Origin of the sequence: Novosphingobium sp., assembly GCF_019748365.1 — a bacterium.
Lineage (GTDB): Bacteria > Pseudomonadota > Alphaproteobacteria > Sphingomonadales > Sphingomonadaceae > Novosphingobium.
In genome coordinates this window covers 1-12,825 of sequence record NZ_JAIEPN010000066.1, presented here as the reverse complement: position 1 = coordinate 12,825, position 12,825 = coordinate 1, and the positions used below count along the sequence as shown (strand labels likewise).

Below are 12,825 nucleotides of genomic sequence, written 5' to 3'. Positions count from 1 at the left end.
GGGCTTTCGGGCAAGGCGCAGATCGGCAAGGGCATGTGGGCGATGCCCGACCGCATGGCCGACATGCTGGTGCAGAAGGTGGGGCACCCGAAGACCGGCGCGAACACCGCGTGGGTGCCTTCGCCGACGGCGGCGGTGCTGCACGCGACGCACTACCACAAGGTCGATGTGTTTGCCCGGCAGGCGGAGCGCCGCGCGGAGGGGATCGCCAGCCTCGACGCGCTGCTGACCATTCCGGTCGCAGCGGGTCAGAACTGGTCGGAAGCGGACATCCAGGCCGAGATCGACAACAATGCGCAGGGCATTCTGGGCTACGTGGTGCGCTGGGTCGATCAGGGGATCGGCTGCTCCAAGGTGCCTGATATCAACGACGTCGGCCTGATGGAGGACCGCGCGACCTTGCGCATTTCGAGCCAGCATATCGCCAATTGGCTGCTGAATGGCGTCGTCACACCGGAGCAGGTCGATGCGGCGCTGCTGCGCATGGCGGCGAAAGTCGATGCTCAGAATGCGGGCGATCCGCTCTACAAGCCGATGGCGGGCGATCCGGACGGCAGCCTTGCGTTTCAGGCGGCGCGGGCGCTGGTGTTCGATGGCGTATCGCAGCCGAGCGGCTATACCGAACCCTTGCTCCATGCGTTCCGCCAGAAGGTGAAGGCATTAGCCTGAGCCGGAGACTTTCCCGATGACGATTGCCATGCCGGTGCCTGACGCGGATGTGCTCGCCAAGCGCGAGCGGATCGCGCGGGCGCTGCGGGCGATCGTGCCGGGGGAGGGCGTGATCGATGCGCCAGAGGCTTTGCGCCCGTGGGAATCGGATGGGCTGACCGCCTATCGCCAGCCGCCGCTGCTGGTAGTGCTGCCTGAAACGACGGCGCAGGTTTCGGCGGTGCTCAAGTGGTGCCATGCCGAAGGGGTGAAGGTGGTGCCGCGCGGGGCGGGGACTTCGCTTTCGGGCGGGGCGCTGCCGCTGGCGGATGCGGTGCTGCTGGGGCTGGGCAAGTTCAAGCGCGTGCTCGAGATCGACTATGAGGACCGCGTGGCGGTGGTTCAGCCGGGCGTCACCAACCTGGCGATCACGCAGGCGGTGGAGGGCCGCGGGTTCTACTATGCGCCCGATCCTTCGAGCCAGATCGCCTGCACCATCGGCGGCAATGTCGCGGAGAATTCGGGCGGAGTGCATTGCCTGAAATACGGGCTGACGACGAACAACGTGCTCGGCGTCGAGATCGTGATGATGGACGGCGAAGTCGTGCGGCTGGGCGGGCGGCATCTTGATCCTTGTGGGCTGGATCTGCTCGGCGTGGTGGTTGGTTCGGAAGGGCTGCTGGGTGTCGTCACCGAAGTGACGGTGCGCATTCTGCCGAAGCCCGAGACGGCGCGGGCGGTGCTGGTGGGCTTTCCCGATGCGGAGCAGGCGGGTGCCTGCGTGGCGCAAGTGATTGCCGAAGGGATCATCCCGGCGGGGATGGAGATGATGGACCGGCCCGCTATCCACGCGGCGGAAGCCTTCGTGCAGGTGGGCTATCCGCTCGATGTGGGGGCGCTGCTGATCGTCGAGGTCGATGGACCGGCGGCGGAGTGCGATTTCCTGATCGGCGAGATCGCGCGGATCGCCAGCGCGAATGGCGCGGTGACGTTGCGGGTTTCGGAGAACGAGGCCGAGCGCATGGCGTTCTGGGCCGGGCGCAAGGCGGCGTTTCCGGCGGTGGGGCGGATATCGCCGGACTATCTCTGCATGGATGGAACCATTCCACGGCGGCGGCTGCCTGATGTGCTCCGACGAATGGAGGAGCTTTCGGAGGAGTACGGCCTGCGCGTGGCTAATGTCTTCCACGCGGGCGATGGCAACCTGCATCCGCTGATCCTCTACGACGCAAACGTGCCGGGCGAGCTCGACAAGGCCGAGGCCTTTGGCGCGGATATCCTGCGGCTGTGTGTTGCGGTCGGCGGGGTGCTGACGGGCGAGCACGGAGTGGGGATCGAGAAGCGCGATCTGATGCCGGAGATGTTCTCCGAAGCCGACTTGAGGCAGCAGCAGCGGGTGAAGTGCGCATTCGATCCGGAATTGCTGCTCAATCCGGGCAAGGTCTTTCCGGTGCTGCATCGCTGCGCGGAACTTGGGCGGATGCATGTGCATCATGGCGCCTTGCCGCATCCCGAGCTGCCGAGGTTCTGATGCTGGAGCCGAGGGATACGGCGGACCTCGCCGGGATTATCGCCGATGCGGCGGCGAGCGGGCGCAAGCTGGAATTGCGTGGGCACGGGACCAAGGCGGATTTCGGCGCGCCGCGTGAGGCGGAGGTGGTTTCGCTGGCGGGCCTGACGGGTGTTGTGGATTATGATCCGGCGGAGCTGGTGCTGACAGTGCGGGCGGGGACGCCGCTGGCCGAAGTGCAGTCGCTGGTCGCGGGCGAGGGGCAGATGCTGGCGTTCGAGCCGTGGGGCGATGCGGGCGCGACGATTGGCGGGACGGTGGCAGCGGGCGTTGCGGGTTCGCGCCGGGTGACGGCGGGGAGTGCGCGGGATCATCTGCTGGGGCTGACGGCGGTTTCGGGGCGCGGCGAGGTGTTCGTGGCCGGGGCCAAGGTGGTCAAGAACGTGACCGGCTATGACCTGCCCAAGCTGATGGCGGGATCGTGGGGTCGGCTTGGCGCGATGACCGAGCTGACCTTGAAAGTGCTGCCCGCCCCGCGCGAAGTGGTGACTTTGGCTGCGCGGGGCCTCGATCCGGCGGCGGCGCATGCAGCGATGGCCTGCGCGCTGGGGAGCAATGCCGAGGTTTCCGCAGCGGCGGCGCTTGCGGATGGCACGGTGCTGCTGCGCGTGGCGGGCTTTGCGCCTTCGGTTGCGGCGCGCTGCGCGGCACTGCCGGGATTGCTTGCGGGTCATTGCGCGCTGGAGCGGGTGGAGGATGCCGCGCCGCTATGGCAGCGGGCGATGACCGGGGCGGGGCTGAAGGGTGCGGTGCGCTGGGATGTGCATTTGCCGCCGCGCGCGGCTCCGGCGCTGATCGCCGCGCTGCCTGCGGGGGCGGACTGGGCGATGGATTGGGGCGGCGGGCGAGTCTGGATCTGCACCGATGCCGAAGATGACACCGTGCGTGCGCTTGCCGCAGGGCTGGGCGGCGAGGCGCGGCTGATTGCAGCACCGGCAGCGATGCGGGCGCAGGTTCCGGCGTTTCATCCGCGTGCGAGGGGTGTGCTGGCGCTGGAGGCGCGGGTGCGGCGGGCGTTCGATCCCAAGGGCGTGTTTGCAACCGGACGATTTGCGGAGGATGCGGATGCAGACGCGGTTTCCGCCTGAGGCGCTCGCCGATCCGGCGATGGCGACGTCCGAGGGCGTGATCCGCAAGTGCGTGCACTGCGGCTTCTGCACCGCGACCTGCCCGACTTATGTGCTGCTCGGCGACGAAAACGATTCCCCGCGCGGGCGGATCTATCTGATCAAGGACATGCTGGAGAATGGCCGCAAGCCGGGGCCGGAGACGGTCAAGCATGTCGACCGCTGCCTCTCTTGCCTTGCGTGCATGACGACATGTCCTTCGGGCGTGAACTACATGCACCTCGTCGATCACGCCCGGGCCTATATCCACGAGAACTACAGGCGGCCCTGGCATGAGCGGGTGGTGCGGCGGCTGCTGGCATGGGTGCTGCCCTATCCCGGGCGGATGCGGCTGGCGCTCGACCTCGCGCCGCTGGGGAGGCCGTTCCTGCCGGTGATGAAGCGGATCAAGGCGCTGCGGCCCATGGCGGCGATGGTGGAGCTGGCGCCGAAGCGGGTGCCCGCGCCGGTGCTGGTGCAGCCGCAGCGCGTCGCCAGACCCAAGGGCCGCGTGGCGCTGCTGCAAGGCTGTGCGGAGCCGGTCTTGAGTCCGCAAGTGCGCGCTGCCACCGTGCGGCTGCTGGAGCGAGCGGGGTGCGAGGTGGTGTTTGCCCAGGGCGAGGGGTGCTGCGGCGCGCTGGTGCACCATATGGGGCGCGAGCATGATGCGCTCGATGCAGCGCGGCGCAATGTCGATGCGTGGACGGCCGAGATCGAGGGGAAGCGCCTCGATGCAGTGATCGTCACGACCTCGGGCTGCGGCACCACGATCAAGGACTATGGCCACATGCTGCGCGCGGATCCCGCCTATGCCGCAAAGGCGGCGCGGGTGAGTGCGCTGGCGATGGATGTGAGCGAGTATCTGGCCAAGGTGGGGCTGCCGCCGGTGAGGGCGCGCGGGCTCACGGTGGCTTATCATCCGCCCTGCTCCCTGCAGCATGGGCAGAAAGTGACCGAGGCGCCGAAGCGGCAGCTGGCGGAGGCGGGCTATGCGGTGCGGCTCCCGGCAGAAGCGCATCTGTGCTGCGGATCGGCGGGTACCTACAATATTCTGCAAAGCGAACTCGCCGGGCAGCTCGGCGCGCGCAAGGCCGAGCGGCTCAGCGCTTTGGAGGCCGATGTGATCGCCACCGGCAACATCGGCTGCGCGGTCCAGATCGCGCGGCATTCTGGTCTGCCTGTCGTCCACACTATCGAACTGCTCGATTGGGCCTGCGGTGGCCCGAAGCCCGAAGCTCTCAAGCATCTTCCCCAGGAGTAACCGACATGACCCGCATTTCGCTCGAACAGGCCCAGGCCGTGATCACGGGCGCGCTCAAGGAAGCGCGCGCGCTGGGCCTCAAACCGATCAGCGTCGCAGTGCTCGATGCCGGTGGGCACATGATTGCGTTTGCGCGCGAGGACGGCTCGTCCAATCTGCGCCCGCAGATCGCGACGGCGAAGGCGTCCGGCGCGCTGGCGCTGGGCGTTTCCTCACGCACGATCGGCGAGATGGCGATCGAGCGGCCGACGTTCATCAACGCGGCGGCGGGGCTCAATCCAGCGGGGATCGTGCCGGCGGCAGGCGGCGTGCTGGTGAAGGACGCCGATGGCGCGGTGATCGGTGCGGTCGGCGTGACGGGCGATACCAGCGACAACGATGAACTCGCCGCTCTGGCCGGGATTGCGGCGGCGGGGCTCGCCGCCTGAGCCTTCAGCCGGGGCGGTGGCCCAAGGTCCAGACGTAGGCAGCGACGGCGCGGACGTCCGCTTCATCGAGCGGCGCGCCGCCCATTGCGGGCATGCCGCCGCTCGCTTTCTTCGGCTTGGCCACGCCCGCGCGGATGGTGGCGGCGAGGCCATCGAGCGAGCCGTCGCTCCACTGGTAGGCAGGTCCGATCAGCGGCCCGCCGGCCGAACTGCCGCGCCCGTCAGAGCCGTGGCAGCCCACGCAGGTGCCGCCCTTGGCTTCGCCGAAATAGATCCGCTGGCCGAGCGCGACGTCCGCTTCGGTCGCGCTCGGTGGCGGGACCGGCGGCTTGCCGCTGAACGGATCGCCGGTGGTCAGCGCGCTCTTGACCGCGGCGCGCGGGGCTGCCGTGAGGGCCGCGTCCGGCGCGCCGTGGTAGGTCACGCGCCAGATCGTGCCGCGCACGTCATCGGCGATATAGAGCGCGCCGTCAGGCCCGACCGCGAGGCCCGCCGGGCGGTGCGCGGCGCGGCCGGGTTCGCGGTAGTCGCCAGCAAAGCCATCGGCAAAGCGGATCCATGTCCCCGCGGCCTTGCCGTCCTTGAGCGGCTGGAACGCCACGAGATAGCCGTCCTGCGGTGCGGGCGCGCGGTTCCATGAACCGTGGAAGGCAATGAACGCGCCTTCGGCATAGGCGGCGGGGAAGCGGCGCGCGGTGTAGATCGCGACATCGTTGGGCGCCCAGTGCGCCGGGTAGGCCGCGACGATGGGCGTCTTGCCCGCACATCGCCCCTGCGTCTTGCCGCCATCGCCGCCGTATTCGGGGGCGAGCACGTGGCGCTGGCCATCGTAGTAGCAGGTCGGCCAGCCGAAATCGGCACCCTTGAAGGGGGAGAACAGGATTTCGCTGGGCAGTTCGACACCCTGCTCGCCGTTGTAGAGCGCGGGCCAGTTCTGCGAGAGCTGATCGCGGCCATGCTGGGTGGCGAAGACGCGGCCCGCGCTGTCGAAGGCGATGCCGCCGGTGTTGCGGATGCCGGTGGCCCAGCGGTCGGCGGGGGAGAAGACCTGTCCGGTCTTGTCGGCGCGGTAGGCCCAGATGCCGCCGCGCGTCTGCTGTTCGATGCAGGGGTCTGCGCCCTTGGCGCCGGGCTGGCGGTTGGGGCTTTCGCAGGTGTTGGAGGCCGAGCCCGAGTTGACGAGGAGGAGGCCATCTTTCGCGATGGCGAAGGGGTGCATCGGGTGATCGCCCTTCATGACGAGGCCGGAAACCACGACCTCACCCGCGCCGCCGGGCACGGCCGTGCCGGGCGTGAGCGGAAAGCGAAGGATGCTGTCGCCTTCCTCGGCATAAAGCGCGCCGTTCCACAAGGCGATGCCGGTGCCGCCCTGCCCGCCCTTGCGCGGGTTCGAGCCGAAGCGCTCGGTCATGTCCGCCATGCCGTCGCCATCGCGGTCTTTGAGTGCGACGATGTAGCCGCCGGCAGGCACTGGGGCGCCGGGGAAGTAATCGGGGTAATTCCACGTGTTGACGTAGACCGTGCCATCCGCGCTGACGGTGAGGTGGCGCGCGTGGCCGAGGTTATCTGCAAAGACCGTGGCGCAGAAGCCCGGCGGCAGGCTGAGGCCCCCGTTGTCCGGCGCGCAGTCTGCACTCGCGGGTTCGGCGGCGGCGGCCAGCGGGGCGCGCGGAGCGAACAGGGCGAAGCCGAGCGCGGCGGTGCAGGCAGCGGCGAGGAGAAATTTCTTCATCGGCCGACTCTGGTGGGAGGCGACTGTGAGGTCAATCCTGATCGGAGGGAAATGGCGGTCAAGGCAGCCGCGCCAATCGCGCCAATCGCGCTATCTCCATGAAGCAAGGCGCATCCGGCGCGGGAAGGCCCGTTGATGCGGGACCTATCCGCCGGTCCTTCAGATAAAGGCCGTCTTCACGCTTCCGAGCCCCTGATCGAAGCGGGCAATCACCTCGTCGCCCGCCTTGACCGGCATCGCGCGCACGAACGAGCCCGTCAGGATCGTGTGGCCGGGTTCGAAAGTCACCCCGAACTCGCCCAGCTTGTTGGCCAGCCATGCCACCGCGGTTACCGGGTTGCCCAGCACGGCATTGGCGAAGCCGGCCTGCACCACCTCGCCGTTGATCACCATCTCGCCGTGCATGGTACGCAGATCGAGCTGGTCCAGCCGGCGCGGGTTGGCGCCGAGCACGGCCGCGCCGCAGGCGGCAAGATCGGCGACGGTGTCGGTTATGGTCATGCCCGGCCCCGGACCGACGCGGAAATCGACGATCTCGATTGAGGGCAGCACGAAATCGGTGGCGCGGATGACATCGACGGGCAGCACGCCCGGGCCTTTGAGCGCATGCTTCATGACGAAGGCCACCTCGATCTCGATCATCGGGCGGAAGAAGTGCGCGATGGCAAGCGGGGTGTCCTCCGGCGCGAACAGATCGTCGGTCATCGCGCTGAAATCGGGTTCGGTGGAGCCCATGGTCTCCTGCATGGCCTTGGAGGTGAGGCCGACCTTGTATCCCCTGATCGTGCGGCCGGCGGCCAGCCGCTCAGCGGTGAAGGCCTCCTGGATCGCATAGGCGTCGCCTAAGGTGATGTCGGGGTAGGTCTGCGTCAGCAGGGGCAGTGGTTTGCGGGTCTGGTAGACCTCGTTGAGATCGGCGAGCACCTGCGCGCGGGTGGCGGCGTCAAGCATGGTCGGAAGCTCCCTCGATGCCGGCGCGGGCGGCGGCAAGGCTCTGGGCCCCGGCCATGCCGATGGCCGAGGCGTCGGTGATGACGGAAATCATCTGGAAGCCCTGGCTGGCCCGCAGCGGGGCAAGCGCGGCGGTTGAAAACACGGCCGAGGCGATGCCCCTGGCACGCGCAGCGGCGTTGATCCGGGCGATGGCGGCATCGAAGACCGGCTTGCCGTCATTGTCGTTAGGCTGCAAGCCAAGCGCGAAAGACAGGTCGAACGGGCCGACGAGCAGCGCATCGACGCCTTCGACCGCGGCAATGTCCTCGACGGCTTCCAGCGCCGAGGCCGTCTCGATCATCGGAATGACGCAGACCCGGTCGTTGGCGGTCGCGACATAGCCCATGCCATCGCGCGCGCCGACCCGGGTCGGGCCGAGGCTGCGGCGACCGGCGGGCGGATAGCGGCAGGCCTGCACCAGGCGCCGCGCGTCCTCCACGCCCTCGATCATCGGGGCTACGATGGCCATGGCGCCGGCGTCCAGCATGCGCCCGATGATGCCGGGCTCGTTCCAGGGCACGCGCACGACCGGCATGGCCCCCGAGAGATCGATGGCGCGGATCATGTTGACGGCCGTTTCATAGTCCATGCAGCCGTGTTGCATGTCGACCAGAACCCAGTCGAAGCCGCTCTTGCTGAGGATTTCTGCAGACAGCGCGCTGGGGACCATCAGCCAAGCGCCGAGCGTGACCTCACCGCGGCGCCAGCGCTGCTTGATGCATTCCGTCATCGCACTTCTCCCGCGAAGGCTCTCTTGCCTCTTGGGTTGGCACGCGTAATCCAAAAGATGAGTACAGCCAACTTTCAGCCGAGATCAAAGACCGTCGTCAACTCCCGGCGGAGGTGCGCAAGCAGCCCTTCGTGGTCGATCCGGCCCGACAGCCAGCGCAGCAGGCCGAAATAGTAGATCGCGAAAATGGTGCGTCCGACGAGCACCGGCTCGAACCGCGGCGCGATCCGTCCTGCCTGGCGCTCCTGGTCGACCAGCTGGGCAAAGCCGTCGAAGATAACCGCAGTCTGGGCATCCATTGCCGATTGGCGCTCGACGTCGGCGGGGATGATGATCTCGCGCATGAGCAGCCGGGTAAGATCGAGATCCACGCGTTCTACACCCTGCTCGGGATGCGCGGCGGGATCGAGTACAGGATGCCGATCCCGATGCTGCCGGAACCGGTCGAGCTGATGTTCCTGCACTGCAACGAGCGGCAGCACTCGCTGGCGTTCGGCGGGCCGCGCGAGAAGCGCTGCATCCACCTGATGTTCGAGACGGACCGAATCGAGGATGTCGGTACTGACTAGCCCGCGCGAGGAATGGCGGCGGATCGTGATCGAAGGCACGCCGCAATGGGAGCGCCCCGATGGCGACCGGTTGCGACTGGGCGACGGGCGCACCGTTGCCGAGGCCGATGCGTCCTATTTGCCGCCGTGCGATCCGACCAAGATCATCTGCATTCACCTCAATTGCGATTCCCGCCGCGTGGAATTTCGCGCCCCGCTGCTCACCACGCTGACCTATTTCCAGAAGCCGCTCCCCGCGCTCAACGGCCATCAGGGCAAACTCTCGCGTTCGGCGGATTGCCAGTACCTCAGTTATGAGGGCGAGGTTGGCGTCATCGTCGGCAAGCCAGTCCGTTTCAACGGGCCGGGCAATCAGCTGTTCCGCCGGAAGCAAGGTGTCCGGGGCGATCCTGAACCTTTCACCTGAGTCTATTGCGCTCCGATCGCGTGGCCGTGATTGTTTCAGCCGTATCTGAGCCTTCAGGTCGAAGGCGGCGGGTTGCACTCAGCGCCGGTCGTTCACGGCCGCAGCCTTGAAGCCTCGACCCGCTGCATGCCGCTATTGCGATCCGGAGCCATAATGCCTGTCATGCTCAATGCGACGGGCAGGAACATAAACGATGGTTCACTTAATTCTGGACACTTATCTGAACGTATGATCAGATAAGTGAATGATCAGCCATCACCACGTTCCGGAAGGCGCCCCTGCCAGCGAATGGCATGCCTTTGTGCATGCCGCGCACCAGATGACCAATGCCTCGTGCTGCGGGGGTGGGGCTGCGGGGACCGAGCCGCTCGCGGGCAGGGCGCCTGTAGCACCCGTATTGCTCAGGGTCGGCCATGGCGCGTGGCGTGCCGGGATCAAGCCTGCGCGGCCCAAAGTCCCGACCGAGCGCGGACCCTTTGTGCTACCCGGCGTCACCCTGCTGGAACCGGGCAAGGTGCCGGTCGGCCCGGTTGATCTGGTTGTGGCGGCGGGGCGCATAGCAGCCATCTGTACGCCGGGGACCGCGCCGCCGGGCGCGCGGGTGATCGAAACCCTGCGCGGGCATTTTGTCGCCCCGGGCCTGACCGACATGCATATCCATATGCCGCCGGACAACATCCTGCGGCTGACCCCGCTGTTCATGCTGCTGAACCTGCGCTTCGGCGTGGTGCGGGCGCGTGATGCGGGGGATCCCGACGGCTCCTCCACCCCGGCGGCGCTGGCACTGGTCGAATCCGGCGCGCTGCCGGGGCCGGACATCCGCTACGCCTATGCCTTCGTCGGAGACGGCGCGGCGCGGTGGGGCAATACGCTGCGCCTCACCCGGCCCGAGGACGCGCCTGACATCGTCGCACGGCTCGCCTTCGCGGGTGCTTCGTGGATCAAGGCCTACGAGAATCTCGATGCACCGCGGATCGCGGCGCTGTGCCGCGCGGCGGACGAGGCGGGCCTGCAGGTGATGGGCCATGTCCCCACCGCCCTTGGGCTGGAGGAGGCGCGCCTGCCCGATGCGCAGCACGGCTTCGGCGTGCCACTGCCCGCAATGTTGCGGCGGGACCATGTGCTCAACCGCGCGATCGACTGGGAGAGCGTCGATGCCGCGCGCCGTGCTGCGGTGATCGAGGCCTGCCTGAAGGGCGGGCTGGCCATGACCCCGACGCTGGTCACGGCCCGCGGTCTGCTCCGCCTCGGCGCATGGGAGGAAGAACGCGGCGCGCTCGATGTGCGGCTCCTGCCCGGTTTCTACCCCGATATCATCTGGCACCCGCGCCACGGCTTGCCGGTCTACCGCGATATCGCGCCCGAGGACTTTGCCCGCGCCCGTGATGCCGAGGCACGCAAGCTCGCGCTGGTGGGAGAGGCGGTCAAGGCGGGCGTCGATGTACGGCTCGGCACCGATACCCAGCAGCCCTTCATCGTTCCGGGCATCACCCTTCATGACGAGATGCGGCTATTCGAACAGGCCGGCGTCCCGCGCGAGCAGGTCTGGCGCATGGCGGGGCCAGAGGCTGCCGCAAAGCTCGGCATCACCGATGCGGTTAGCCTTGGCGTCGGCCAGCGCGCCGATCTCATCGTGACCGCGTCCTCGCCCTTTGCCGCAGACTGGTCACCTGATCGGATAAAGGCGACAGTCTGTGCCGGGGCTTGCCTGCTCACCAGCGATCTCGACAGTGCAATCCGGGTCGAGCAGAGGCGGTTCGAGAACCGCTTTACCGCTCATCTGGTGCGCTGGCTGGCGCGCTTCTCGCTCGAGAAGAACGCGCGCAACTTCGCCAGTTGACCCGGCGTGTTCCATTCCATCCCGAAGGACGATCCGACTAGGCGGTCTCCGCCGATGTCAGTGCCGTTGTGACAAACCCGCCGACCAGTTGCGCGCTGTCGGCCAGATAGCGCGAGCGCTCGGCAGCGCCGCGCGAAGGGACGCCTGCCATGGACCCGATGAGCGCGTACTGGGCGATTCCCAGAACCTCCTCGCGGCGCTCGGCGGGACAATCGGGACGGCCTTGCGTAAAGGCCTCACCCACCATCCGGCGGATCGTGGCGCGCAACGCCTCAGCGAGTGCTGCGCGCGGGCCATCGGGCTGGGAGCGCACCATGCACAGGGTCTCGGGCCGCGCTGCCTGCAAGGCGACCACGCCCTCGATCAGCGCGGCAAAGAAGGCTACCGGATCACGTCCCGCAAGTTCGGCGGACAGGCGCGGCTCCAGCTCGGCCGCAGCCTCTGCTGTAACCTGCTCCACGATCGCCTGCCCGAGATCGTCCAGATCCGCGAAGAACTGGTAGATCGCTGCGGGCGAGCACCCGGCGCGCTGGGCAAGCGGACGCATGGCGAGCGCCTGTCCGTCTTCGGCGATCATCGCGATCGCGGCCTCGATGATCCGCGCCTTGGTGGCAACGCCATTGCGCCGCACCGGGGTACGGGGGGGCGGGCGCAGTTTGTTATCTGAACTGATGTTCACAGAAGGCTCGCATTTATCTGAACGCCAGTTAGCATAGCCGCGCGAGGCAGGACAGGAGCAATCGGGTGCGGACTGCAGGTTGCGACCAGACCCGATCGTAAGGATCAGCCGACGCCGCCCCCCAGCCCGTTCCATCACTGCGGCAGCAATCGCAAGCCCAAGACCTGAACCGGGCGAATGCTCGCCTTTGGCGAAGCGGCTGAGCATGCGGCTCCGCTCGGCTTCTGGGACACCGACCCCCGCATCCTGCACGGTTATATCAACTTCCTCGCCAGCCGCGAACACGGACAGGGAAACAGTTCCCTGCCCATGGTGCAGCGCATTGCTGACAAGGTTGCGCAAGGCTTCATCGAGATCCGGAACATTCACCGGAGCCGGTATCTCGGCATCGACGGTGATTGTGCGGCCCAGTTTGTCAGCCAGCGGCAGAAACTCGGCGGCAATCTGCCGGGCGAGGCGCGACGCGTCGACAAGGGGCCTGCCATCATTGGGCTGGCCTGGTGCATCGGCGATGGTGCTGCGCTGATCGCGCGGCGACCGGACATCCGGGAAGCCGAACGACGGCTCGCAGCCGCTGGCGCGCGGGTCAAGGTTGCCACTGCCGAGATGTATCCGCGCGTTACTCTCGGCGCATCGGGCGGCCTTATCGGCGGTTCACTGGATGCTTTCGTCACGCCTCTGATCACCTGGTCGTTCCTCAATCCTGCCCGGATCAAGGCGCGCATTGCCATGGCCGAAGCCAATCAGCAGGGCGCGCTCGCGCAATATGACGCTGCATGGCTCAGAGCTGTGGACCGGCGTGCAAAAGGGACCCCGTTAGCGGGGTGATCGGCGTCTAAAAGGGACCCCTCATTCTGATGGTG

Annotated in this window: 13 protein-coding genes and 2 pseudogenes; 9 read left to right on the top strand and 6 right to left on the bottom strand. The window is 67.6% G+C overall.

Annotated features, from left to right (window positions below; all coding sequences use genetic code 11):
* The 5 genes and pseudogenes from K5Q19_RS08825 to K5Q19_RS08805 form a co-directional block, all read left to right on the top strand.
* Positions 1-669, top strand: a pseudogene (locus K5Q19_RS08825) (malate synthase G); the annotation flags it as partial.
* A 16-nt stretch (positions 670-685) separates the two neighbouring features.
* The gene (locus K5Q19_RS08820) at positions 686-2,179 is read left to right on the top strand and encodes an FAD-linked oxidase C-terminal domain-containing protein (RefSeq protein WP_292943639.1); all 1,494 of its coding nucleotides are present in this window, start codon (positions 686-688) and stop codon (positions 2,177-2,179) included.
* Positions 2,179-3,306, top strand: a complete 1,128-nt coding sequence (locus K5Q19_RS08815; RefSeq protein WP_292943636.1) for an FAD-binding protein — start codon at positions 2,179-2,181, stop codon at positions 3,304-3,306. The genes K5Q19_RS08820 and K5Q19_RS08815 overlap by 1 nt, the downstream gene beginning before the upstream one ends.
* Positions 3,284-4,585, top strand: a complete 1,302-nt coding sequence (gene glcF, locus K5Q19_RS08810) for a glycolate oxidase subunit GlcF (RefSeq protein ID WP_292943633.1) — start codon at positions 3,284-3,286, stop codon at positions 4,583-4,585. The genes K5Q19_RS08815 and glcF overlap by 23 nt, the downstream gene beginning before the upstream one ends.
* Before the next feature lie 5 nt (positions 4,586-4,590).
* The gene (locus K5Q19_RS08805) at positions 4,591-5,013 is read left to right on the top strand and encodes a heme-binding protein (protein WP_292943630.1); all 423 of its coding nucleotides are present in this window, start codon (positions 4,591-4,593) and stop codon (positions 5,011-5,013) included.
* Positions 5,014-5,017: 4 nt separating this feature from the next.
* On the opposite strand, the gene K5Q19_RS08800 is transcribed toward K5Q19_RS08805, so the two are convergent.
* The 4 genes from K5Q19_RS08800 to K5Q19_RS08785 all read right to left on the bottom strand — a co-directional run bounded on the left by K5Q19_RS08800 (position 5,018) and on the right by K5Q19_RS08785 (position 8,839).
* Entirely contained in the window at positions 5,018-6,745 is a 1,728-nt protein-coding gene (locus K5Q19_RS08800) for a c-type cytochrome (RefSeq protein ID WP_292943627.1), read from the bottom strand.
* A gap of 159 nt (positions 6,746-6,904) precedes the next feature.
* A complete protein-coding gene (locus tag K5Q19_RS08795) occupies positions 6,905-7,696 on the bottom strand; it encodes a fumarylacetoacetate hydrolase family protein (protein WP_292943624.1) in 792 nt (263 codons plus the stop codon).
* The gene (locus K5Q19_RS08790) at positions 7,689-8,468 is read right to left on the bottom strand and encodes an aldolase/citrate lyase family protein (protein WP_292943622.1); all 780 of its coding nucleotides are present in this window, start codon (positions 8,466-8,468) and stop codon (positions 7,689-7,691) included. The genes K5Q19_RS08795 and K5Q19_RS08790 overlap by 8 nt, the downstream gene beginning before the upstream one ends.
* Before the next feature lie 74 nt (positions 8,469-8,542).
* A complete protein-coding gene (locus K5Q19_RS08785) occupies positions 8,543-8,839 on the bottom strand; it encodes a hypothetical protein (RefSeq protein WP_292943619.1) in 297 nt (98 codons plus the stop codon).
* Between the two features lie 45 nt (positions 8,840-8,884).
* Here K5Q19_RS08785 and K5Q19_RS08780 point away from each other — a divergent pair, with 45 nt between their 5' ends.
* The 3 genes from K5Q19_RS08780 (at position 8,885) to K5Q19_RS08770 (ending at position 11,283) form a co-directional block, all read left to right on the top strand.
* Complete coding sequence (locus K5Q19_RS08780) at positions 8,885-9,037, top strand: hypothetical protein (RefSeq protein WP_292943616.1); 153 nt, start codon at positions 8,885-8,887, stop codon at positions 9,035-9,037.
* The gene (locus tag K5Q19_RS08775; RefSeq protein ID WP_292943613.1) at positions 9,021-9,443 is read left to right on the top strand and encodes a fumarylacetoacetate hydrolase family protein; all 423 of its coding nucleotides are present in this window, start codon (positions 9,021-9,023) and stop codon (positions 9,441-9,443) included. The genes K5Q19_RS08780 and K5Q19_RS08775 overlap by 17 nt, the downstream gene beginning before the upstream one ends.
* Positions 9,444-9,687: 244 nt before the next feature.
* Positions 9,688-11,283: an amidohydrolase family protein gene (locus K5Q19_RS08770; RefSeq protein WP_292943610.1), complete on the top strand. Its 1,596-nt coding sequence runs from the start codon at positions 9,688-9,690 to the stop codon at positions 11,281-11,283.
* 37 nt (positions 11,284-11,320) lie between these two features.
* Here the strand turns inward: K5Q19_RS08770 and K5Q19_RS08765 are convergent, their stop codons facing one another.
* A complete protein-coding gene (locus K5Q19_RS08765; protein ID WP_292943607.1) occupies positions 11,321-11,962 on the bottom strand; it encodes a TetR/AcrR family transcriptional regulator in 642 nt (213 codons plus the stop codon).
* Between the two features lie 162 nt (positions 11,963-12,124).
* Positions 12,125-12,331 (bottom strand): annotated as a pseudogene (locus K5Q19_RS21940) (ATP-binding protein); the annotation flags it as partial.
* Between K5Q19_RS21940 and K5Q19_RS08760 the strand changes: the two are divergent.
* Positions 12,272-12,790, top strand: a complete 519-nt coding sequence (locus K5Q19_RS08760) for a TolC family protein (RefSeq protein WP_365758960.1) — start codon at positions 12,272-12,274, stop codon at positions 12,788-12,790. The pseudogene K5Q19_RS21940 and the gene K5Q19_RS08760 overlap by 60 nt on opposite strands.
* Positions 12,791-12,825 lie beyond the last annotated feature (35 nt).

Excerpts from the sequence above, each read along its gene's own strand:
- K5Q19_RS08780 (WP_292943616.1), top strand. The coding sequence starts at position 8,885 with ATGCCGATCCCGATGCTGCCGGAACCGGTCGAGCTGATGTTCCTGCAC.
- K5Q19_RS08770 (WP_292943610.1), top strand. The coding sequence starts at position 9,688 with ATGATCAGCCATCACCACGTTCCGGAAGGCGCCCCTGCCAGCGAATGG.
- glcF (WP_292943633.1), top strand. The coding sequence starts at position 3,284 with ATGCAGACGCGGTTTCCGCCTGAGGCGCTCGCCGATCCGGCGATGGCG.
- K5Q19_RS08790 (WP_292943622.1), bottom strand. The coding sequence starts at position 8,468 with ATGACGGAATGCATCAAGCAGCGCTGGCGCCGCGGTGAGGTCACGCTC.
- K5Q19_RS08760 (WP_365758960.1), top strand. The coding sequence starts at position 12,272 with ATGGTGCAGCGCATTGCTGACAAGGTTGCGCAAGGCTTCATCGAGATC.
- K5Q19_RS08775 (WP_292943613.1), top strand. The coding sequence starts at position 9,021 with ATGTCGGTACTGACTAGCCCGCGCGAGGAATGGCGGCGGATCGTGATC.
- K5Q19_RS08805 (WP_292943630.1), top strand. The coding sequence starts at position 4,591 with ATGACCCGCATTTCGCTCGAACAGGCCCAGGCCGTGATCACGGGCGCG.
- K5Q19_RS08815 (WP_292943636.1), top strand. The coding sequence starts at position 2,179 with ATGCTGGAGCCGAGGGATACGGCGGACCTCGCCGGGATTATCGCCGAT.
- K5Q19_RS08820 (WP_292943639.1), top strand. The coding sequence starts at position 686 with ATGACGATTGCCATGCCGGTGCCTGACGCGGATGTGCTCGCCAAGCGC.
- K5Q19_RS08800 (WP_292943627.1), bottom strand. The coding sequence starts at position 6,745 with ATGAAGAAATTTCTCCTCGCCGCTGCCTGCACCGCCGCGCTCGGCTTC.
- K5Q19_RS08795 (WP_292943624.1), bottom strand. The coding sequence starts at position 7,696 with ATGCTTGACGCCGCCACCCGCGCGCAGGTGCTCGCCGATCTCAACGAG.